Genomic DNA, 22246 nt, shown 5'->3' with positions numbered 1-22246 from the left:
AGATGATTAACGCGCCGGAGAGGCGCGTCATTCAGACAGCAGGATTCGTTAAAGCAAAAATATTGCATTAAGCCCTGAGCAGGCGTATACCTCTTTTAAAGCTAATATTTTGCATTAAGGGACTTATCATGACCCATGCTCTGACGCCTCAGGCCGCAACCCGCACCACGATCTTCAGCTTTACCAGCGCCGCGCTGATCTCCGCCACCAGCAGTGCGCCCACACCGCTCTATCCCCTTTACCGGACACTTTTTCACCTGACGCCGACGATGCTGACGCTGATTTTTGGTGCCTATGCTTTCGCACTGCTGGCGGCGCTGCTGACGGTAGGGAAAGTGTCCGACTATACCGGGCGACGTCCGCTGATGTTGCTGGCGCTGGCGCTCAACGCCATTGCCCTGGTGATCTTTATGACCGCCGGGTCGGCGGCAACCCTGATTGCAGCCCGCCTGGTGCAGGGGTTTGCCACGGGAATTGCGTTACCGACATTCGGTGCCAGCCTGCTGGATGCCAGTAAAACACGCGGGCCGCTGCTCAACTCGTTTACCGCGTTTCTGGGGATGACGCTGGGCACCCTCGCGGGCGGCATTCTGGTGAGTCTGGCCCCCTATCCTACCGTAACGCTGTACGCACTCCTGTTGTTACTGATGCTGATTGCCATGACACTGCTGCCGCTTATCCCTGAAACCATTTCGCCTCAGCCTGGCGTGCTGGCCGCTCTGCGCCCTCAGGTCAGCATACCGCGCCGTGCGCTCGGCCCGTTGTTAAAAGTGGCACCGGTGAATATCGCCACCTGGATGCTCGGCGGTTTCTACCTCTCTCTGATGCCCACGATGGTGGCAAACGCCACCGGGCTCACCTCGCCCTTCATCGGCGGCTCGGTTGTTGCGACGCTGATGCTGAGCGCAACGGCAGCGGTCTTTCTTTTTCGTCCGCTACCGCCCGCCCGCGCACTGGTCATCGGGACGCTGATGCTGATGACCGGCGTGAGCGTGACGCTGACCGGCCTTTCGCTGCATAGTGTGGCCTGGCTTTATATCGGCACCGCCCTTGCGGGCCAGGGGTTTGGATCTATTTTCGCTAACGTGCTGAAGATCATCATGCAGTTAGCGGAAAGTCATGAACGCGCGGGCCTCTTCTCCGCCTTTCTGATCAAAAGTTATCTCGCGTTTGCCCTGCCCGCGATTGCCGCCGGTATTGTCGCGCCGCATCTCGGACTGACCCGGACGGCCTGGTGCTACGGGATGACCATCCTGGTGCTGGCGATGGTGTCGCTGCTGGCAGTAAGAGGCCGTGCGCTGGCGGGCGCAGCCGGTTCCTGATCCCTGGATGACGCGGCCGGTTAGCAGCCGCGTCATCCACAATCGGCGATTTTCACTTACACTCAACGCATTAATGTCTGGTGCAGTTGCTGTGCGATACCGTGAGAATGATGCCGAAATCCCAATCCGTTCCGGTCCTGGACCGCTTTTCCCCTGCTACCCGGCGCTGGTTTTCTGCCGCCTTTAAGGCCCCGACCCAGGTACAGCAGGCGGCATGGCAGGCCATCGCCAGCGCAGCGCATGCGCTGGTGATTGCCCCTACCGGCTCAGGAAAAACGCTGGCCGCCTTTCTGACCGCCATCGATGCGCTGTTTCAGATCCGGGCAGATCAGCCCGCACCCTCACGTGAAACCACGACCCGAGTGCTCTACATTTCGCCGGTCAAAGCGCTGGCGGCGGATGTGCAGCGCAACCTGACGCTTCCGCTTGCCGGCGTCTGTGCTGAGCGGCAGGCGCTGGATGAGCCCGCGATCACCCTGACTGTCGGAATGCGTTCCGGCGATACGTCGACTGCAGAGCGCGCCCGGCTGCTGCGCCGCCCACCCGATATTCTGATCACCACCCCGGAATCGCTGTTTCTGATGCTGACCTCAAAAGCGCGCACGACGCTGCAGGGTGTCACCACGGTTATTGTTGATGAAGTGCATGCTGTAGCGGGTTCAAAACGCGGCTCTCAGCTCGCCCTGAGTCTGGAGCGGCTGGATGCACTGCTGCCGCGGCCCGCTCAGCGCGTGGGGCTCTCCGCCACGGTGCGACCGGTTGAGCGTATCGCTGCATTCCTGGGAGGCAGCCAGCCCGTCCAGGTGGTTAACCCCTCCTCCGATCGCACCCTGCACCTGACTATCGAAGTGCCGGTGCCGGATATGACAGACATCGCCAGTGACAGCGACCTCAGCGGCGAAGCATTGTCAGCCAGCGGATCAATCTGGCCGCATATCGAAGCACGCATTCTGCAGCAGGTGATGGCCCACCGCGCCACGCTGGTGTTTGTTAATTCGCGAGGGCTGGCTGAAAAACTCACTGCCCGTCTCAATGCGCGTTTTTTTGAAAGGCAGGCGGCGGAAGATCCGGATACCGCAAGCAGCGACAGCCGTGCTGATCCTATCGCCCGCTCGCATCACGGTTCCGTGTCCAAAGAGCAGCGCGCCGGGATCGAATCGGCACTCAAGCAGGGCAGCCTGCGCTGCGTGGTCGCCACCTCCAGCCTTGAACTTGGCATCGATATGGGGCCGGTGGATCTGGTGATTCAGGTAGGCGCTCCGCTCTCGGTCGCCAGCGCTCTGCAGCGCGTGGGGCGAGCCGGACATCAGGTTGGCGGCATGTCAACCGGCATCCTGTTTCCCCGGACGCGACACGATCTGCTGGATGCCGCTGTCACCTTACAGTCGATGCGTGCCGGTCAGCTCGATGCGCTTAGCCCGCCCCTTAATCCGCTAGATATTCTGGCGCAGCAGACGCTGGCAGCCGTTGCCATGGACTCCCTTCAGGCCGAGGCATGGTACAGCCTCGTCTGCCGGGCCGACCCGTTTCGCGGGCTGTCGCGCCGCCTGTTTGACGCCACGCTGGATATGCTGGCCGGGAAATATCCCTCGGAGGGTTTCGCGCAGCTACGGCCACAGCTGATCTGGGATCGTGAGAGCGGTCTGCTGAGCGCGCGTCCCGGCGCTCAGCATCTGGCCGTGACCAGTGGCGGCACTATTCCCGATCGCGGCATGTTCAGCGTGATGCTGCCGGAAGGCGAAGAACAGGCTGGCTCACGTCGCGTCGGGGAGCTGGATGAAGAGATGGTGTATGAATCGCGCGTCAATGACATCATCACTCTGGGCGCCTCCTCCTGGCGGATTCAGCAGATCACGCACGACCAGGTGGTGGTGGTGCCTGCTCCGGGCCGTCAGGCTCGTTTGCCCTTCTGGCGGGGAGAAGGGGTTGGCCGGTCGGCCGATGCCGGAGCCAGCCTCGGGCTGTTTCTGCGCCAGCTGAATAACGTCTCCCCGGCTGAGGCGGAGAAACAGCTGCTGTCGCTGGGCCTGAATCCCCATGCAGTGACCAATCTGCTGGCCCTGCTGGCGGATCAACGCACCGCAACCGGCGTCATCCCGGACGACCGGACGCTGCTGATTGAACGCTGCCGTGACGAACTGGGTGACTGGCGGGTCATTCTCCATTCGCCGTGGGGAAAGCGGGTCAACGCTCCCTGGGCACTGGCCATTGCTGCACGTATTGAGCACCGGATGGGCCTGGATGCCTCTGTGGCGGCCAGCGATGATGGCATCGTCGCCCGCTTCCCCGCCAGCGAGGAGGAGCCACCGGGCGCGGAACTCTTTGTCTTCGGGAGTGACAGGCTCACGCAGATCGTTACCGAGAGTGTGGGTCACTCTGCGCTGTTCGCCGCCCGCTTTCGTGAGTGTGCCTCGCGCGCGCTGCTGCTGCCCAGGCGCAATCCGGGCAAGCGCTCCCCGCTCTGGCAGCAGCGGCTGCGCGCCGGTCAGTTGCTGGCGGTTGCCAGCGCGCATGATGACTTTCCAATCCTGATCGAGACCGCACGCGAATGTCTGCAGGATGTATATGACCTGCCTGCGCTGCACCATTTAATGGAGCAGATTGCGCAGGGCGAGGTGCAGTTCAGCGAAGTCACCACCGGACAGCCCTCCCCTTTCGCCGCTCCGCTGCTGTTCGGTTATGTCGCTGAATTTATCTATGCCAGCGATGCCCCTCAGGCGGAACGTCGTGCCTCTCTGCTGTCACTCGACAGCAACCTGCTGGGTGAACTGCTTGGCCAGACCCGCAAGCGTGACCTGCTGGAACCCGCTGTCATCGTCGGGGTTGAACAGGCGTTACAGCGCCGTGATCCCCGCTATCAGGCACAGCACGCCGAAGGCATCATCGATCTGCTGCGCGATCTCGGTCCGCTCTCCGTAACGGAGATACGGGCACGCTTCAGCGGGGATGCACAGCAGGTCACCGGGGCGTTAACGCAGTTTGCGGCTGCGCGGCGTATTATTCCGGTCATCATCGCGGGTGAAGATCGCTGGGCTGTCATTGAAGATGCTGCCCGGCTGCGCGATGTGCTGGCGGTAGCGTTACCTGATGACCTGCCTGCGACGTTTCTGTTACCACCCGCCGCCCCGCTGCATGATCTGATCGGCCAGTATGCACGCACCCATACGCTGTTCACCACCCGGTCACTGGCAGCCCGCTATGGTTTGGGTGTCGCCGTGGTGAATGAGGTACTGCTGACCCTGCTTCAGCAGGGCAGTCTGCTGAATATGGGATCGGCAGCAGGCGAATCGGAACCGGCGTGGGTTGCCGCCGATATCTTCTCGCGACTGCGACTGCGTTCACTGCAATCAGCACGTGAAGCCACGCGCCCTGTTCCGCCCGCTGTCTGGGTCACTCTGTTGCTGGAGCGCCACGGCGTGCTGAATGAACGGCGTCAGGAGCAGCAGGGTGCCGAGGGTGTGTTGCGGGTCATTGAGCAGCTCGCCGGCGTGCCGTTACCCGCCTCGCTCTGGGAGTCACAGATCCTGCGCGCCAGAGTGGCCGACTATCAACCCGCCATGCTTGATGAACTGCTCAGCCGTGGCGAGGTGATCTGGTGTGGTCATAAGGCGCTGGGCCACAACGATGGGCTGATCTCGCTGCACCTGACGGAATGTGCCGCGGAGACGCTGCCGGTCATTGACACCACCCAGCCTGTCACGCCGCTGCAGCAGCAGGTTATTGACGCACTCAGCCGGGGTGGCGCCTGGTTTGTTCATGAGATCATGGCGCAGCAGGGGGAGGCAGAGTTGCCGTCTGACAGCCTCTGTGAAGCGCTGTGGCAACTGGTGTGGCAGGGTTATGTCACCGCAGACAGCTGGATTGCGGTGCGGGGCCTGCTCACGACACCCGGTGCATCCCGTGCGCGTCCGGCTCGTACCCTGCGCACGCGTTTTGGACAGCGCTTTACACCTGGCGCGCTGACGGCACGCAGACCGGCGGTCAACACTCTGGCCGGACGCTGGTCGCGGCTCCCGCGTCAGCCGGTTGCGCCTGCCCGACTGGCCCTGTCGCTGGCGGAGAACCTGCTTGACCGCTATGGCGTGATCACCCGCGGCAGCGCGGTCGCTGAACAGGTCCCGGGAGGGTTTCCGGCTCTGCAGCCGGTGTTGCGCAGTATGGAAGATGCCGGCCGGCTGTTACGCGGACGTTTTGTCGACGGTGCGGGCGGTGCACAGTTTGCCGATCAGCAGACGATTGAACGACTGCGCAAACTGGCAGAGAACCCGGTCGCTGAGGCTGAAGCCGTCGCACTGGCGGCACCCGATCCGGCTAATCCGTTTGGCGCGATGCTGAGCTGGCCGGTTCATGGCAGCGGTACACGCCCCACCCGTCGTCCGGGCGGACGCGTGGTGATTGCCGGTGGCGCACTGCTGCTCTACCTGACCCCCGGCGGTAAAGAGTTACTGACCTTTACCAACGATCCCGCACGGCAACAGGCGGCGGTGGCGGCGCTGGGTGCGGCGCTGCAACGGGAAAACTCCGCCATGTTTACCCTGGAGCGGGCAGATGGCAAACCGGTAACCCAGTCTCCCCTGCTTAACGCTTTACGCCACGCCGGCTTTTCGCGGGTGCCGCAGGGTCTCAGCTGGTATAGCTGAACACCTGCCGGATCGCTGAATCACCATTACACTTAATCGACATCCACGCAGGAGGTTTTCATGTCAGATACCACCATGACTTTCAAGTTAGGCAATCGCGAAGTTAACCGTCTTGGCTATGGCGCTATGCAACTGGCCGGGCCTGGCGTGTTTGGCCCGGTTAAAGATGAAGCGCGCGCGATACAGGTTTTACGTGACGCCATTGAAGCTGGCGTCAACCACATCGACACCAGCGATTTTTACGGTCCGCACGAAACCAACAAATTAATCAGGAAGGCGCTCCATCCCTACCCGGAGGATCTCTGTATTGTCACCAAAGTGGGGGCACGTCGTGATGCCAGAGGCGGCTGGCAGGTGGCGATGGAGCCGGAGGCGCTGACCCAGGCCGTAGAAGATAATCTCCGCCACCTGGGCCTGGACGTTCTTGAGGTGGTGAATCTGCGCAGTATGCTGCATCCGGCTAAACCCAAAGAGGGCTCTCTGGCCCCTCAACTGGAGGCACTGCTGGCGTTACAGGCGCGCGGGCTGATTCGCCACATCGGTCTGAGTAATGTCACGGCTACCCAGATCGCAGAGGCCAGGGCGATGACGCCGATTGTCTGCGTACAGAACATGTATAACCTCGCGCATCGGCAGGATGATGAGCTGGTGGATCAGCTTGCTCAGCAGGGCATCGCCTGGGTGCCTTTCTTCCCGCTGGGCGGATTTTCTCCCCTGCAGTCGGAGCAACTTAATGAGGTGGCTGCGTCCCTGAACGCCACCCCTATGCAGGTCGCCCTGGCCTGGCTACTGCGACGTTCGCCCAATATTCTGCTGATACCGGGCACCTCCTCCCCCGCGCATCTGCAGGAGAACCTCGCCAGCCGCAGCCTGGTGCTGTCAGACGAGGTGATGGCAAAACTGAACACACTATAAATCCCGGCCTGCACGCTGCAGGCCGGTTGTGATCCTGCATTCAGAAGTCACTGAGGCAGGCTGCCAGTGGGGGCCTGTCACTGCAGTCAATGTGATGTATGATGCGCGCGATCATGTAGGGATAGAACGGGTTAGAGGTCGCACGCATAATCGAGTCCAGCCCCACGATCAGCACGGCACTCTCACCGCGCAGCGACAGCGTGCCAAAACTGATACCGAATTCATTTTTCCTTTCAGGCGCACTGCCATAAAGCCCATCCTCCGCCGGAAACGGAATAGCGACATGTGACAGAGAGTAGAGGCCGGCAGGATAGTCGATCGCCAGCGGCGCCCTCTCCTCCTGCGTCTCTCCCGCAGGCACGCTTCGGGTCACCATTTTGAGCGAGGTAGGTGATGCGTTGGTGATGAGAGTCGTGGCGTAATCCCGACGCGCTTCTGGCAACAGCTGACTGACCGCGGTGTAGGACGAGCGGCGGAATAACGGACTGACGCTGACCGCCTGATTGATATCAAACAGCACCAGCTGACTGCCATTTTCCGGCAGGTAGTGATAGAGCGATCGGATGACCGAAGGCGTACTCACCGTCGAGTCCATCACGGACTGAAAGGTCAGCACCGGCGGGAAATCTGATAGTCGCTGGTCACGGGCATGCTGCTGAATCTCCTTCTGCAGCGCCTGCGTCAGCAGCCAGGTCTGGCGGGCTGCGTGTATCGGGAAGGAGTTATATTTAAACGGGTTAAACTCCGGCACGATGTTCAGCCAGGCCGTTTTCGAAAAGGCCGGCAACACAGAGGGCAGACCGGCCATGCCCGCGAAGCGGGCAAAACGGGTCACACCGATCATCGGCGATAACAGAATCAGCTGCTGCGGCTGACGCAGCGTGGGATCATTCTGGCTGTCGAGGGCATATTTTACAGCCAGCGCCCCGCCGTTCGAGAATCCCACCAGATGCAGAGGTGTCTGCGAGCCTGCCAGCCGTGTCGCCTCTCTCACCGCCAGACGTGTCGCAGCCATCCAGTCCTGCCAGTCAACATCGGTCAGCCCTGCGGGCACCGTACCGTGACCCGGTAACCTTATTGCGACCGCCACATAGCCCTGCTGACGATACACTTCTGCAACGTGCCGCAGGCTATAGGGACTGTCGGTCAGCCCATGCAACAGGACAACGCTACCACGGGGTTTGCCGGTCGGGTGCAGAATATAGGAGCGGTTCCAGTCCTGAGCAAAATGGCCCGGATAGATCATGCTGTCGGCAGAGTAGCGGTTGAGTGGGGTTTTCTCATCATCGCTGAGCTGGTCAGTGACCTGCTGCTTCATCTCATCGAACAGCCGGTTCTCTGCCCTGAGATAGTCGGCATAGCTCGCCTTATCGAGCGCTTCAACGGTCAGCTCATGCGGAACCCAGGTATGCCAGCGCTGTAGCTCAGGTCCGCGTTCTGCTTCATAGATACGAAAAATCAGTAACAGAAGTATCAGCCCCCCAGCCACCAGGATGACAAGCCATAGCCTGCGGGAAATGGTTTTCAGCTTCCGGGTCATAGTTCCTTTCCAGAAAAATCAGAATGTACAGCGAACCCTGCGAACGGCACATTGCCGTTACTGTATGGCCGGGAGTGTGAGTGAACGGCCCGTTCAGCGCCTGAGACTCTCTGAATAAAAGCGCATCAGAACAGCAGCGTTTTCTGAGCCCTCCGCGCGGTGAACCCCTTACGATTGGTGTGCAGAGCAGATGACAAGGGAGTATAGCGCAGCGCCTCTGGCAATCTTTGTCTGCGGTCATGCTTCATCTGACTGACCGGTTCTGTAATAGCTACCGGGAGAGTGATGCGTTGTTTTCTGGCGATTTCAGCCTGAAATCGCCAGAGCGGTATAAAAACAGACCACACCTCTATGCTGATTACAGTGAACGTTTATTCTAGTGACGCATCAGCCGGAGGAAGAAAAAGGCAGATTGAGGGGAATGCGGAGAGGAAAACCGGATTCGGCGCGTGTGCCGAATCCGGGGGTGGAATTATCAGGCTTCAGCGGCTTTCTGCTTTTCGCCAAACTTCTCTTTCATGTGCGATTCGATCTCTTCCAGACTCTTTCCGCGCGTTTCCGGCACCATCGCCATCACGAAGATAAGCGATCCGACGTTAATCGCGGCAAAGATAAAGAAGGTGGTGCTGCCGGCATATTCCATGATCGGCGGGAAGCCAAACGCGACCACCGCGTTGAAAATCCACTGAAGTGACACTGCACCGCCCGTCAGGACGCCGCGCAGCTGCATCGGGAACAGCTCCGACATCATCAGCCAGTAGACCGGCGAGATGCACATCTGCATGCAGAACAGGAACAGCAGAATACAGGCCAGCGCCAGATAACTCTGCATCAGGCTGGTGCTCATAAAGGTCAGCACGCTGCCCAGCAGAATCTGCGCGGTGACAACCAGGCAAAGACCGGTGATCAGCATGGTGCGACGCGGGAAGCGACTGATAGCCCAGATGCCGACAAAGGTGGCCAGTACCGATACCACGCCGTTACCGATGGTAGCGGCGATCGAGGCACTGGTGCCCAGACCGGTCGACTTCAGGATAATAGGCGTGTAGTACATAAACCCGTTAACGCCGGTAAACTGCGCGACGAAGCCCAGACCGACGCCGATGATCATCAGCCGGATGACCCATTTCTCACGGATCAGGGTTTTTGCATCCGGACCCCGCTCTGCCGCCCTCGCCTGCTTCTTCATCTGCGCCATCTCATGGCGCACCTCACGCGGCGTCTCGCGCAGGTACTTCAGGATCTTTTTCGCCTCTTTCAGTCGGCCTTCCGCCACCAGCCAGTGTGGTGATGCAGGCACAAAGAAGGTGCCGATAAACAGCAGAAGCCCCGGCACCATCGCAATCGCCAGCATATAGCGCCACAGGTGCTCATCATGCAGCAGATAGCTCAGCAGCGTACTGGCAACGTAGGCGACCAGCTGCCCGGTAACAATCATCAGCTCGTTACGGCTGACCAGTGGCGCACGCAGGCGCGGCCCGGCAATCTCGGCGATAAACACCGGCACAGTCGACGAGCCACCGCCGACAGCGATACCCAGCAGGAAGCGCATTGCCACCATGACGTTGACCGAAGGCGCCAGCGCAGTTCCCAGTGAACCCAGCACGAAAATCACCGCCAGTGAACGTAACGTAATACGGCGACCAAAGCGGTCAGAGAAGAAACCACTGAGGAAAGAACCGATCGCGGCCCCGAACACCAGCGAAGAGGCGACCAGTCCTTCGGTGAAGGAGTTAAGCCCCAGCCCGCCCTGAGCAGGCGGGGACGTCATATAAGGTAATGCACCTGAGATAATGCCGGTGTCGTAACCAAAAGCCAGCGCTCCCATCGTCGCCACCAGCACCACCAGAAAAATACGCTGGCGAACCGTATCGGCTGGCGCGTGGTCGCCTGTATCACCCGAGTCTGAAGTATTAATACTCATCATATCCCTGTCATAAAAGTTAAGCGGCCCGCCTGATTAAATTTCATACGGACCAGAAATGGAACATTCGCACCAATTGTGTAAAGAAGTGTAGACGGTATTCTGGAGTTAGCTCTGGCAAGGCACTTTTTATAAAGCGTGACTTTTAAAACAGGTTAATCAGCGTGATAGTCGCGCTGACTGACTAACCCTCTGCCGGTGTGATGACATCGCTCATGGTGATGCTGTCCGGCGGATACCGCGTCAGCTGGCTGGCAGAAATGTGCATTTTCCGATCTTATCCTGACAACCCGGAATGACACCTGAACGGCCTTTTACTGATTGCAGTGGACAGTGCAGGTGGAATATCGACGCACTATCGTTATGAACAGATCGGATGATTGCGCTACCTTATCGATGCCAGTGGCCAGGGGCGACGTGTGGCGATAAGTGCAAAGGGACAGCCGTGGGAAGCAGGGCGTAAAGTCTGTCGGTGCAGTACCCGGAACCGATGACTTCCCGATTCACTGTAAACAGTAGCAGGCTTATTAGCGGAGAGAAAAGTTATCCACTTTTTCTGTGGATAACTGAGGGATATTTTCTGAGTATCTTTTCATACTGGCTGAGCTTCACGCGGCTATGAAGCAGACAGGCTTCGTTTCTCCTCCTTTCTGTTCATTTGTAAACACCACGCTGGTGACGGGGTAGTGGCGCAAATGGCGATTTCAGGCTGAAATTCTCAGTACATAAAGATTAAATACAACGGTTTAAGGTCAGAATCACCACGCAGACAAGCGCACTTTTACTTAAAGTCCGCCGGACGGCGCTGAATAATTCTGAGCTAAGGCACGACAACTTAAAATCAGTCAGGCCGGGCTGGTTACTAATGAAGCACCTTGGCGACAGCAGTATGCCGTTACCCTGACCAGGAGGCACGATCCAGCGCAATAAGAAGGTAAAGCAGAGAAAGGCAAAGTATGCCTTCAGCATAAACCAGGCGGCAACGAAGCGCGCGTCAAAGGGGCTGATGACGTGGCGATTTCATGACGGCTGAAAGCAGAATTTTCATGAATAAACACATGTTATTCAACAGGTTAATCATTATCCACACGCTGAAATCATGGCGATTTCAGCCTGAAATTCGCCTTTAAGTCGTCTGTCAGACGGCGTATGCAGGGATAACCATAAAAAAAAGCCAGCCCCGAAGGCTGGCTGATGAGAAAAGGGCGTACTCAGCGGTTGAGATATTTTTTTAGCGTCTCGGCGATGACTTTATCCAGTTCTTCCTGCAACTCTTTCGACTGCCGGTTAAACTCATAGCTGAACATCCGGCCACGCACCTTTTTGCGGGCAAAGCGGTCTTTGTCTGCAAATGACCAGAGCGCCACAGAGTGCGTTTTATCTTTCTCCGGTTCCTTGATCAGCGTCTGGCTCCCCTGACGAATCAGTCGCAGGATGTGATTTTTAATCTCATCCTCCGCCAGACCTTCGCGGGCGCACACCACATCAATTTCCATCGAGATGGCTTCAATCAGCGCCTCTGTGCTTTGTCCTGACTCGTTCAGCTTCTCCGCTGCCTGCAATAACGCTTTATAGTCCGGATAAGTGAGTTCAGCCTGATTAGGGAATAGGGAAATCAGATCGGCAGGCACGCTGGCAGCCTGAAGCGCACGCGTGACTTTTGCCTGAGACAGCCCCTGATTTTCGGCAATCTCTTTTTGTGATAATCCGCCATCCTTAAGCGTCAGCAGCCGCATTCCCACTTCACGCAGGTTATGCTCCCGGGCCGTCTGAATATCCTGCGCCAGTCTGCGCGCCTCATCGGCGGTGACAGGCGATTCGGTTATCAGGACATCCAGACCGGTCTTGCAATAAAGCGCTGCGGCACGGCGACGTGAGCCGTCAAGGATCTCGATGCGATCGTCACGCATCACACCAATCGCAGGGAAAAACTGCTGCAGTTTGATGGTGCGGATAATGTCACGCAGGGAATCAGGTGTCAGTCCTGCCTGATCGCGTCCGTTGGTTTCCATCGTGACAAAGGTTTTGCTTTCAACATCGCCTGCGGCAATGCGTTCAAAACGAAACTGCGCACGCTTGCCGGTAGCCAGCACGAAAGTCTGGCTGTGCTGGCTATCAGGTGCATCATTTTCCAGTGGCGTCTGGCTGAAGGTTCTGCCAATCGTGATTCTTTTTGCGCTCATACAAACCTCAGTTCAGGCGAATAAATTCGATACGGTCGAAAACGGCTTTTGCAAAATCCTCTGCGGCGGAGCGCGCATTTTTCAGGGCTTCGCTGCTGCCAACGTAGGTCGACGGGTTCGCGGAAATGACCGTATCAAAGGATTCACCACAACGTTCAAAACCATCCAGGCGGGGAAGGGCTGCATCAAGCATATCGCCACCAAAAATCTCTTTTGCCAGACTGTGGCAGAGTTTATGGTCTGCTTTATTTGAGAGCTTTGACATAAAGCCGATGTTGCCCTGTAAGCGGCAGGTTGCGCCGGAATCTTCAATAATCGCGATCAGCTCTGGCAAGCGAGTCAGATACTTAAGCGTTGAGTGGAAGTCAACCTGGGCCGGAGGAACCGGCGTCATCAGCAGGTCAGAAGCTGCGATGGCGTTCTTGAGAAACGCATCCAGATGCGGCCCGCTGTCGACAAAGATAAAGTCATAATCTTTTTTCAGCTTAGCGATAACGTTGTCATACAGCACGGCATGAACGTTCTGCTGTGGCAGATGCTCAGCGCAAAGCTCATCCCAGCGCGAAGCGATAAAGGCATCATCAATCGAGGCTGGCAGCACATCAACGCCGGGAATGATTGAAGGAACGATAAATTCGTTAACCAGCTCATCCCGCGAGACATTCTGCAGCATCGCCTGAGCAGCCGTCGCCTCCACCAGCCCTACTGAGCGCTCGTGGTTCAGAAACATCGTGGCTGAGGACTGCGGATCGAGATCAATAACCAGGATACGCAAGTCTTCAAACAGCAGATGGGGGTGGGCGCGCAGGGCGTGCGCCAGGGAAACGGTAGAAACGGTTTTGGAAACGCCGCCCTTCAGATTGCCGACAAAGAGGGTGTAGGCTTCACCATGGCGGTCGCGATACTTTGGCACGCCACGATGATGATAAATATCGATAATATTCTGGATCGACATGGCGTACTTAACAGACGTCCCTGCGGCGCGTTTATCAAACTGATAGCCACTCTCTTCCATCTCATTAACGGCATAATCGACGCTGGCTCGGGTCAGTTTAGGCAACTTGGCTAACGCCGCCTTGGCGTAAACCTGATAATAGGTATTTTCATGCAGTTCCTGCTTCTGCGCCTGAATCTGCTCGGTGAGACTGAGCAGCATGCGTTCTGAACGCTGTGCAACTTTCATCACCTGCTTGTCGTCGTTAGCCATAGTTGCTCCAGATATGTAGGATTTACGACTTTATACAGAAATCCTGCACATGAGGCAATAAATTATCTTCTCAACACAATCTGCGTTTTCATGTAACAGCACGGGTTATAGTGAGCTTCATCACACTATTGCTGCAGAGCGGAACGATATCGCGCGCTCAGAACCGGAAACATTCACTGTAATCAGCACAACGTTCACTGTAATGAGTGAGCCGCTTAAGGGTAAGCAGTGCATCATTGCAATGACAGATAAGAGGGAAAAGCAGCAGGCACAGGAAGATAAGCGGAAAAAATTCACTGTAATCAGCAGCAGCATAATCACAATGCCGGTAACGATCGGCAGGATGGCGCGCCAGATCAGAATTGGGCAACCTGCAGATATCTGCATTCAGCGGGAAGAAGTCGCTTTCGTGGCTCAGCCAGCACAAAGCAAAACGTTCACTGTAATCAGTAGCGTTCAGTTTGCTGACGATAGCCTGTCTGATGTTCACTGTAATCAGCAGGGGGAGGTTATAGGCCATTTCAGGCAGAGAGGGAAGGGTAAACATTCACTGTAATCAGCAATAGTCTGCTGACCTTCTTCGCGGAGGGCAAACATGGCGCGGAACAGCAGATAAAAGGTGAAACTGTCACTTCACCGGCGGATAGCTAACTGCGTGTGGCTGGTAACGTTCACTGTAATCAGCCGGCCCACTTTGGGCTACTATTCACTGTAGTCGGTAATTGAACAAAGTCCAGGCTGACATTCACTGTAATCAGCAGAAATGTCAGATCCGGTTTGGCTGCTGTAAGGATTAATCAGGGCCCTGCCCTGACGCGGTAACTGACAACGTCTCTGCAGGGTATCTCTGATTCCCTGCTAACGTTCACTGTAATCAGCAAACAGGAGCAGCAATTGTTCGTTAACGGCCAGGCATTCACTGTAATCAGTACTACATTCACTGTAGTCAGTACAACGCTTCCGATCGTCTCCTGATCAGCATGCAAGCTTCAGGCAGGCGTCAGAAACATTCACTGTAATCAGTAGAGGTCACGCAGCGTTCCGCAACCCTGTATAACGGCAGCCTTAGCCTGTAACTGTTCACTGTAATCAGTCACGCAACCCCGCTGTTCTGACTCTGGCGGCAGAGGATCACAGCGCGCTGAACCGGTGCATCATCATCACGCTGCTTTAAAGCAGGGAGAGACTCCTGCATTCACTGTAATCAGCAGCAGGTCAAAGGAAGACGCTTCGGAACGTTCACTGTAATCAGTAAACGTCAGCGCAGAGAATATGACGAGAAATGTATGTGAGTACACACTTTCGTTTAAATCCCTGAAAAGGTGGCATCTGCAGGAAAAGGATTATCGCTGTTATTGTTCTGAGAGGTAAAAGGCTACTGATTACAGTGAACGTTGCTGAATACAGTGAATGGGTGGGGGTGACTGATTACAGTGAATGGTGAGGAGAGGCTCGCTTCCCACAGGCAGCGGGAAAGTGACACTGCCACGCGGTCTGCTGATTACAGTGAACGCGAGCCTTTAATCATCAAATTCGATGTCATCCAGGGAATCAATACTCTCCAGATTGCTGATGCCATCCAGCTTTGGCGTACGGCTGTGGATAATGAAAAAGACTGAGCGACCACGCTTTACTTCTGAATAGTCCAGATAGCCAATCTCTTTCAGCTGCTCCATCGCACGTCGTACCACGTGGTTCTGCGTCGTGGTCTTGGAGCCCAGATTCAGGCGCATGCGCAGGCGTGCCAGTGAGATAGGGGCCGGATTGGTGGGCAGACTCTCCAGGAAGGTATAGAGCGCCTGAGCAGACTCCTTGCGCTTCAGACGGGATATCGCGCGCAGCTGAAGCAGGACTTTATGGTCAAAGTTATAGAGTTCGAACAGCTTTGGGTCAGCCTGAATACGCACGATATCCTTTTCGCGATCGTAATAAGCAGACTGAACAAGGTGGGTGTGATACGCCTTGCCATTGCCTTCAAAGGAGAGGGTATTGGTCGCGATACGGCGTAACGACGCGTCCAGGCGCTTACGCAGTGCGGCTGAAGAGTTTGCCGAGGGAATGCCGCACATCTTCACAAAGTCGATAAAGGGGAGTGTGACGGTATCGCCTTTGGTGGGATAGCGGGAGAACGACTGAATGATGCCCGCCCAGGTTTTGAAATCGTTATCCATATCCAGCCGCGCGCCGGTAATGGTAATCTTTTCGTAACCTTCGGCTTTCACCAGCGTCAGGTTCTTCAGTTCTTTAGTCGCATCCGTTGAGGCCATCGCACCGGATTTACCGCGAGCCGTCGATTTCAGGGTCGGCACGAACAGTCCCAGACGCATTAAGGCGACCGGCTGAACGGTATTATTCTTATTGGGGTGAAGCTGAATAACTTCACCACTGTTTTTGGTCACTGACAGAAAAGGTTCTAGCAACGCTTTATTTTCATTGTCTTTATCTGCCATGGCGTAGGATCTTCATTCTGTGGATGAAAGGGATCGTTTTCTGACTACAGTGAACATTAGCACTGTTTACAGTGAACATGCTACCTGGTACAGTGAATAAAGTACTGATTACAGTGAACACTTTACTGATTATAGTGAACGCGATCACCCTTTAAGCCCTTGGTGGGTGCGGCCTGCGACGATCGGGGATCTCTTAGGATCTCTATATGATCTATTAAGGATCGTTTTTTAGGATCGGGTCACTGTATAAGTGGATAACTTCCTCATTCGCTTATGCTTCAGAAGCGTTCAGGCTGCATCTCGTCTCTCTGTACATTTCGCGCCGGAAGCCAGTTCGCAGCAATCCTGCCACCTGCATTCTCGAAAAATAAACAACTTCCTCACTATTATTCATTTTTCATCATCAACTTCAGCGCGTATCGTATTTTCATCACTGAAAGAATAAGGAAAGGGCACCATGACTGAACATGTACTCTCACGTAATCCGGCAACCGGCGAAATTCTGGCTCGTTATCCTCTTCAGAGCCCTGCAGAACTTGAACAGGCACTGACAAAAAGCGCCTCTGCTTTTGCCCTGTGGCAGCGCAGCAGCATGGACGATCGCGTTCGTGTCCTGCGTCAGCTGGGCGAACAGATCCGACTGCGGGAAAACGATCTCTCCCGCACCATTACCCTGGAGATGGGCAAACCGATTGCTCAGGCGCGCGCAGAGGTTCTGAAATGCGCGAACCTATGCGACTGGTATGCTGAACATGGCCCGGCCATGCTGGCCGATCAGCCGACGCAGGTTGCTGATGCCTGGCAGCGGTTTCGTCCTCTGGGCGTCATCCTGGCGGTGATGCCGTGGAATTTCCCGCTGTGGCAGGTTCTGCGCGGTGCAGTAAGCATGCTGCTGGCCGGGAACACCTACCTGCTGAAACACGCGCCAAACGTCATGGGAAGCGCCACGCTGATGGCGGAACTCTTTGAAGCAACCGATCTGCCAGCTGGTGGCTTTAACCTGATTAACGTCGACAATGATGGGGTCTCCGTCGCCATCAGGGATGACCGGATTGCCGCTGTTGCGGTGACCGGCAGCGTACGGGCAGGTGCCGCTATTGCCGCACAGGCGGGCGCAGCACTGAAAAAGACCGTGCTGGAACTGGGCGGATCCGATCCCTTCATCGTACTGGCAGACGCCGATCTTGATGAAGCCGTGAAATCAGCCGTCATCGGACGTTTCCAGAACACCGGACAGGTCTGTATGGCTGCCAAGCGCTTTATTGTGGAAGCGCCAATCGCAGAAGCCTTTGAAAAACGCTTCACCGCAGCCGTGCAGGCCCTGACCATGGGCGATCCCCTGGACGAAAAGACGTTCCTGGGCCCGATGGCACGCGCCGATCTGCGTGATGAACTGGATGGTCAGGTTAAGGCGACACTGCGTGAAGGCGCCCGTCTGGTACTGGGCGGCGAGAAGGTAGCAGGGGAGGGGAATTATTATGCTCCGACTATTCTTGCCGATGTTACGCCTGCCATGACCGCTTTCAGAGAGGAGCTGTTCGGCCCCGTCGCCGCCATTGCGGTCGCACGCGATCCACAACATGCACTGGAGATCGCCAACGACAGCGACTTTGGCCTCAGCGCCACCGTCTGGAGCGGTAACGAAGCGATCGCCGATCAGCTGGCGCTGCAGCTGGAAGTCGGGGCCGTCTTTGTGAATGGCAACGGCGCATCCGATCCGCGTGTCACCATCGGCGGCGTGAAAAAAAGCGGCTACGGCCGTGAACTGTCACATTTCGGCGTACATGAGTTCTGTAACGTCCAGACCGTGTGGAAGAATCGCCGCTAAGCGTTACTGTGCAGCCGGAAGATAGGCAGGTGCGGGTCTGGAACCCGCACTGAGCGGACGCAGCAGCCGATGCGGAGCAAAAGCACTCAGCATCGGTGAAGCTGTTCCGCTCAGCATCGCCTCTGCCACCAGCCTGCCCAGCAACGGGGCAAGGGTCATCCCGCTATGGCTGACCATCAGGTAGACACGTGAAGCATCACTGATATACCCCAGCGCAGGCAGTCCATCGGACGGCCGCGACCGCTGTCCCGTTTCTATCCGCTCAATCCTCGCGCCTTCGCACTGCCTGAAAAGCCGCTGCAGGCGTCGCAGCATCTCTTTTCCAATCAGCCCATCAGGAGAAGCCGGACGGGCCGGATCGGCGTGCTGATCCAGATCCAGTGCCTGCAGCATCAGACGACCCGCGCCATCCGGCCGTACATTAAGTTCCGGTGTAATCAGATTGCAGTTGAGCGAGACGGGTAACGGCTGCGTCTGTGCCAGAAAACTGCAGGCAACAGGATCGGCCCGGTTCGCATCGGTCATCGCCAGTTGCAGCCCGCACTGGCTCATCAGTTCCGGAGCCCAGCGGCCGGAGGCCAGCACCAGCTGATCCCCCTGCCAGGTTTCACCGCTGGCCAGGGTCAGCTGAATATCGCGGTCTGATTCGGTCAGCGTGGTCACCTCATTGTTGCAGACCAGCTGGCCACCACTGGCCCGCAGGTCGGCTATCAGAGAGGCGATAAACAGGCTCGGATAGAGCAGGCATTCCGAAGGGAAATACCATCCCTGCTGAATACGGGGATCGAGTCGAAGCTCCGGCAGTGCGCTCAGCAGCGCGGCACGATCGCGGGTTTCGGCGGGATAGCGCAGGGCGGAGAGTTTCGCGGCTCGCTGCTCCAGCTGACGCTGAGTGGCTTCATCGCTCGCCCACTCCAGCGTACCGGTTTCCAGCAGCCACTGTGGCGATGACGGGTGTGCAGCCTGCCAGCGCTTGTGTTCGTCAATCGCAGCGGCATTAAGCTCATGGTAACGGGCGGGATCTTTGCCGTTAGCGTTAACCCAGGCATAGCTGATCTGGCTGGTGCCGCAGCCGGGAAGGTTTTTATCAAAGACCGTCACCTGCGCGCCGCGGCGGGAGAGTGACTGCGCAACGGCTAAACCCAGCACGCCGGCACCGATAACGGCAATACGTTGTGGCATAGTTGGCTTCCCCGGAATGAAGATCGGCGGGCGAGGGTCGCCCGCCGGGTCAGTTCACTATTACGGAGCCCGGAAGTGCCGTCAACTCTCCTGTCAGGCCGTCACCTCATCAAACCAGGCGGGCACCGGATCGGGCAGGGTGACCCACTGCTCCGGTCCCATCGCCATCTCCTCAGGGGTCAGCAGCGCCTGTTCCAGCGCGTCCCGTATATGTGCCTCGTCCATCTCAATACCGATAAAGACCAGCTCCTGACGTGCATCCCCGACGCCTTCCTGCCACTGTTCAGCGATGAAGTTAAGGGTGTCCGCATCCTGCGGCCAGTCGGATCGTGGCACGCTGGCCCACCAGCGTCCGGCGTAACCCTGGCGCGCTACCGCGCCCGCCTGTGACCAGAGCGCCGCATAACCCGGCCGGCTGGCGAGCCAGAAATACCCTTTAGAGCGGATCACGCCCTCCAGCTGGTGATTGACCACCTGCCAGAAGCGCGCGGGATGAAAAGGACGACGGGCACGCCAGGCAAAACTGCGAATACCGTACTCTTCTGATTCCGGCTGATGCTCACCGCGCAGCGTCTGCAGCCAGCCGGGAGCCTGCGCGGCCCGGTCGAAATCGAACCGGCCGGTGCTGAGCAGCGTCGCCAGCGGAACCTGCCCGAATTCGCTGTTTACGATGCGGGCATGGGGATTGAGGGCCCGCAGCATGCCCTGCAGCTGATGCAGCTCCGCCGGGCTGAGCAGATCCGTTTTGTTCAGCACCAGCAGATCACAGAACTCGATCTGATCCACCAGCAAATCCACCACCGCGCGCTCATCCTGCGCGCCCAGCGACTCGCCGCGCGACTGCAGATCGTCCACCGAACGGTAGTCGCGCAGGAAGTTAAAGCCATCCACTACGGTGATCATACTGTCCAGCCGGGCATAGGCGGAGAGGCTTTCACCCTCTTCATCCTCAAACGTAAAGGTTTCCGCCACGGGCAGCGGCTCCGAAATACCGGTGGATTCAATCACCAGATGGTCAAAACGTCCCGCCTGAGCCAGCCTTTTTACCTCTACCAGCAGATCTTCACGCAGCGTGCAGCAGATGCAGCCGTTACTCATTTCAACCAGTTTTTCATCGGTGCGCGACAGCTGCGCACCGCCGTTACGCACCAGGGCCGCGTCAATATTCACTTCAGACATATCATTGACGATGACCGCGATGCGGCGTCCTTCCCGGTTGTTGAGAATATGGTTAAGCAGGGTGGTTTTACCGGCACCGAGAAAGCCGGAGAGAACCGCAACGGGGAGACGCAGATCTTCTGATGTCAGGGTGGAAAGTGGCATAGTATTACCTGTAATGAGTGACCAATTGATATGTTATAACATAACATTTATGGCGCTGTTTTCAACCGGGACGCAAAAAAAGGAGACGTCATGCAACAACTCACGCTCGTTCCGCGTCTGATGCCTGAAGTCAGGCGTGGCGAAAAAACCTCGACGGTGCGCTGGCAGGAGGGCGAGATCGTCACCGGTCCGCTGAGGCTGGTCAATCAGCAGAATGCGGCGGACTCGGTGGTGGTGTGGGTGACGCGGATAGATACCCTGCGGTTATCCGATGTCGCCGCCGCACTGGGAAAGGAGGCAGAGTGGCCGGATGCGGTGCTGCTGGCGGGGATGCGTGAGCACTATCCGGCCATCACGCTGGCGTGTCAGGTGCAGCTGATTACCCACCTGACGCCCGAACAGAGTCAGCCTCTCCTGACCGGAGGGTGATCAGTGATTCTCAATAATCATCATCGCCAGCGTATCCGCTTCCAGTGCGCGGAAAAGATGAGGTTCGTCACCCGGATAGGTAATGTAATCCCCGACGTTCAGTTCGACCGCCGTATCGACCGGCCCGACCAGCGCCCGGCCGCGGGCAATAATAATATGCTCGACCGTATTGGGATTATGCGGATGTGAAACGCGCTCGCTGCCAGGCTGAACCTCCAGCAGGTAGATATCACGCCGGGCACCGGGAGGACAGGAAGCCAGTAAAATGGCCTGATAATCGGCCAGCTCAGCGGTCACCGACAGGCCTTCTCCACGGCGGATCACCTGCAGCTGACGGGTGTCCGGCTCCATCAGGCGCGAAAAGGGGATGTTCAGCGTCACGCAGAGTGACCACAACGTTTCGATGCCGGGATTGCCCACACCGGCCTCCAGCTGTGACAGGGTCGATTTGGCAATCCCGGCACGGCGTGCCACTTCGGCCAGCGACAGGCCTGCCCGCTGACGTTCCCGCACTAATGCACTGGCGATAATGCTGATAGGGGTATTCACTTGCACTCCTGACAGATGCACTGTTTTTTATATCGAACGAAACGTTCGACTTGTAAATCGATTATAACGTGTTCATTATATCGGATTATATGTTCATTATGAGAGGGAGTGATGCTTTTTCCGCACATGCAGGTTCTGGACAAGGGGGTGATCAAAGCGATCTTTCTTGTCTGCGTCGCTGACGGTATTGTCGGTTTATCCTATGGCTCGCTGGCGTCTGCCGACGGATTCCCGCTCTGGGTGCCGCTGGCCCTCTCAACGCTGGTGCTGGCGGGGGCGTCAGAATTTCTGTTCATCGGCATCGTAGCCGGGGGAGGCAGTCCCTTTACCGCCGCCGCGGCGGGCCTGCTGGTGAACGCGCGTCATCTGCCATTTGGCATCGCGGTCAAGGATCTGGTGGGTCAGGGACCACGGGGCTGGTTTGGCTGTCACATCATGAATGATGAAAGCGTGGTCTTTGGCATCTCTCAGCCGCAGCTGGCTCAGCGGCGCTGCGCATTCTGGCTGTGCGGCATCGGTATCGGGCTGATCTGGCCGATCACCGTGATGACCGGGGCGATGATTGGTCAGTTCATCCCCGATATCTCGGTCATCGGACTGGATGCGGTGTTTCCGGCGATTCTTATCGCTCTGATTTTCCCGGCGCTGCGGCAGCGACGCACCCGGATCCCCGCCACCGTTGGCGCGCTGCTGTCACTGGTGGCGACGCCGCTGGTACCGGCAGGCATGCCGGTGCTGTTTTCGCTGCTGGGCC

15 protein-coding genes are annotated in these 22246 nt (G+C 57.4%); 6 read left to right on the top strand and 9 right to left on the bottom strand.

Features of this window, described 5'->3' with window-relative positions; genetic code table 11:
- Positions 1 to 128 precede the first annotated feature (128 nt).
- The 3 genes from AC1V0D_RS13535 to AC1V0D_RS13525 all read left to right on the top strand — a co-directional run bounded on the left by AC1V0D_RS13535 (position 129) and on the right by AC1V0D_RS13525 (position 6877).
- The gene (locus tag AC1V0D_RS13535) at positions 129 to 1322 is read left to right on the top strand and encodes an MFS transporter (protein ID WP_476640336.1); all 1194 of its coding nucleotides are present in this window, start codon (positions 129 to 131) and stop codon (positions 1320 to 1322) included.
- A 110-nt stretch (positions 1323 to 1432) separates the two neighbouring features.
- Entirely contained in the window at positions 1433 to 5962 is a 4530-nt protein-coding gene (locus AC1V0D_RS13530; protein WP_482907727.1) for an ATP-dependent helicase, read from the top strand.
- 60 nt (positions 5963 to 6022) lie between these two features.
- Positions 6023 to 6877, top strand: a complete 855-nt coding sequence (locus AC1V0D_RS13525; RefSeq protein WP_482907572.1) for an aldo/keto reductase family oxidoreductase — start codon at positions 6023 to 6025, stop codon at positions 6875 to 6877.
- A gap of 40 nt (positions 6878 to 6917) precedes the next feature.
- On the opposite strand, the gene AC1V0D_RS13520 is transcribed toward AC1V0D_RS13525, so the two are convergent.
- From AC1V0D_RS13520 to AC1V0D_RS13495, 6 genes are all read right to left on the bottom strand, one after another.
- Positions 6918 to 8417: an alpha/beta hydrolase gene (locus AC1V0D_RS13520; protein WP_482907571.1), complete on the bottom strand. Its 1500-nt coding sequence runs from the start codon at positions 8415 to 8417 to the stop codon at positions 6918 to 6920.
- 475 nt (positions 8418 to 8892) lie between these two features.
- Positions 8893 to 10341 (bottom strand): sugar porter family MFS transporter, encoded by a 1449-nt coding sequence (locus tag AC1V0D_RS13515; RefSeq protein WP_009092748.1) that lies wholly within the window; start codon positions 10339 to 10341, stop codon positions 8893 to 8895.
- A gap of 1211 nt (positions 10342 to 11552) precedes the next feature.
- On the bottom strand, positions 11553 to 12524 hold the full coding sequence (locus AC1V0D_RS13510) for a ParB family protein (protein ID WP_337025764.1): 972 nt from the start codon (positions 12522 to 12524) through the stop codon (positions 11553 to 11555).
- A 7-nt stretch (positions 12525 to 12531) separates the two neighbouring features.
- A complete protein-coding gene (locus tag AC1V0D_RS13505) occupies positions 12532 to 13731 on the bottom strand; it encodes an AAA family ATPase (protein ID WP_009092746.1) in 1200 nt (399 codons plus the stop codon).
- 157 nt (positions 13732 to 13888) lie between these two features.
- A complete protein-coding gene (locus tag AC1V0D_RS13500; RefSeq protein ID WP_482907570.1) occupies positions 13889 to 14278 on the bottom strand; it encodes a hypothetical protein in 390 nt (129 codons plus the stop codon).
- 973 nt (positions 14279 to 15251) lie between these two features.
- The gene (locus AC1V0D_RS13495) at positions 15252 to 16181 is read right to left on the bottom strand and encodes a RepB family plasmid replication initiator protein (RefSeq protein ID WP_009092744.1); all 930 of its coding nucleotides are present in this window, start codon (positions 16179 to 16181) and stop codon (positions 15252 to 15254) included.
- A 457-nt stretch (positions 16182 to 16638) separates the two neighbouring features.
- Here AC1V0D_RS13495 and AC1V0D_RS13490 point away from each other — a divergent pair, with 457 nt between their 5' ends.
- Positions 16639 to 18009: an aldehyde dehydrogenase family protein gene (locus tag AC1V0D_RS13490; protein ID WP_009092743.1), complete on the top strand. Its 1371-nt coding sequence runs from the start codon at positions 16639 to 16641 to the stop codon at positions 18007 to 18009.
- A 3-nt stretch (positions 18010 to 18012) separates the two neighbouring features.
- Here the strand turns inward: AC1V0D_RS13490 and AC1V0D_RS13485 are convergent, their stop codons facing one another.
- Positions 18013 to 19191: an NAD(P)/FAD-dependent oxidoreductase gene (locus tag AC1V0D_RS13485; RefSeq protein ID WP_482907569.1), complete on the bottom strand. Its 1179-nt coding sequence runs from the start codon at positions 19189 to 19191 to the stop codon at positions 18013 to 18015.
- Between the two features lie 93 nt (positions 19192 to 19284).
- Complete coding sequence (zigA, locus tag AC1V0D_RS13480) at positions 19285 to 20514, bottom strand: zinc metallochaperone GTPase ZigA (protein WP_267371277.1); 1230 nt, start codon at positions 20512 to 20514, stop codon at positions 19285 to 19287.
- A 90-nt stretch (positions 20515 to 20604) separates the two neighbouring features.
- Here zigA and AC1V0D_RS13475 point away from each other — a divergent pair, with 90 nt between their 5' ends.
- A complete protein-coding gene (locus AC1V0D_RS13475) occupies positions 20605 to 20943 on the top strand; it encodes an ASCH domain-containing protein (RefSeq protein ID WP_111207213.1) in 339 nt (112 codons plus the stop codon).
- Here the strand turns inward: AC1V0D_RS13475 and AC1V0D_RS13470 are convergent, their stop codons facing one another.
- Positions 20944 to 21492, bottom strand: a complete 549-nt coding sequence (locus AC1V0D_RS13470; RefSeq protein WP_046102838.1) for a helix-turn-helix domain-containing protein — start codon at positions 21490 to 21492, stop codon at positions 20944 to 20946.
- 111 nt (positions 21493 to 21603) lie between these two features.
- Here AC1V0D_RS13470 and AC1V0D_RS13465 point away from each other — a divergent pair.
- On the top strand, positions 21604 to 22246 hold a 643-nt coding region (locus tag AC1V0D_RS13465; RefSeq protein ID WP_482907568.1), incomplete at its 3' end, for an AzlC family ABC transporter permease.

The organism is Pantoea sp. PA1 (genome assembly GCF_056856975.1).
Note: the sequence above shows the minus strand (reverse complement) of the source record. Positions and strands in the feature narration are given on the sequence as shown.

Coding starts and splice junctions, on each gene's coding strand:
- AC1V0D_RS13535 (WP_476640336.1), top strand. CDS start 129: ATGACCCATGCTCTGACGCCTCAGGCCGCAACCCGCACCACGATCTTC.
- AC1V0D_RS13530 (WP_482907727.1), top strand. CDS start 1,433: ATGCCGAAATCCCAATCCGTTCCGGTCCTGGACCGCTTTTCCCCTGCT.
- AC1V0D_RS13525 (WP_482907572.1), top strand. CDS start 6,023: ATGTCAGATACCACCATGACTTTCAAGTTAGGCAATCGCGAAGTTAAC.
- AC1V0D_RS13520 (WP_482907571.1), bottom strand. CDS start 8,417: ATGACCCGGAAGCTGAAAACCATTTCCCGCAGGCTATGGCTTGTCATC.
- AC1V0D_RS13515 (WP_009092748.1), bottom strand. CDS start 10,341: ATGAGTATTAATACTTCAGACTCGGGTGATACAGGCGACCACGCGCCA.
- AC1V0D_RS13510 (WP_337025764.1), bottom strand. CDS start 12,524: ATGAGCGCAAAAAGAATCACGATTGGCAGAACCTTCAGCCAGACGCCA.
- AC1V0D_RS13505 (WP_009092746.1), bottom strand. CDS start 13,731: ATGGCTAACGACGACAAGCAGGTGATGAAAGTTGCACAGCGTTCAGAA.
- AC1V0D_RS13500 (WP_482907570.1), bottom strand. CDS start 14,278: ATGTTTACCCTTCCCTCTCTGCCTGAAATGGCCTATAACCTCCCCCTG.
- AC1V0D_RS13495 (WP_009092744.1), bottom strand. CDS start 16,181: ATGGCAGATAAAGACAATGAAAATAAAGCGTTGCTAGAACCTTTTCTG.
- AC1V0D_RS13490 (WP_009092743.1), top strand. CDS start 16,639: ATGACTGAACATGTACTCTCACGTAATCCGGCAACCGGCGAAATTCTG.
- AC1V0D_RS13485 (WP_482907569.1), bottom strand. CDS start 19,191: ATGCCACAACGTATTGCCGTTATCGGTGCCGGCGTGCTGGGTTTAGCC.
- zigA (WP_267371277.1), bottom strand. CDS start 20,514: ATGCCACTTTCCACCCTGACATCAGAAGATCTGCGTCTCCCCGTTGCG.
- AC1V0D_RS13475 (WP_111207213.1), top strand. CDS start 20,605: ATGCAACAACTCACGCTCGTTCCGCGTCTGATGCCTGAAGTCAGGCGT.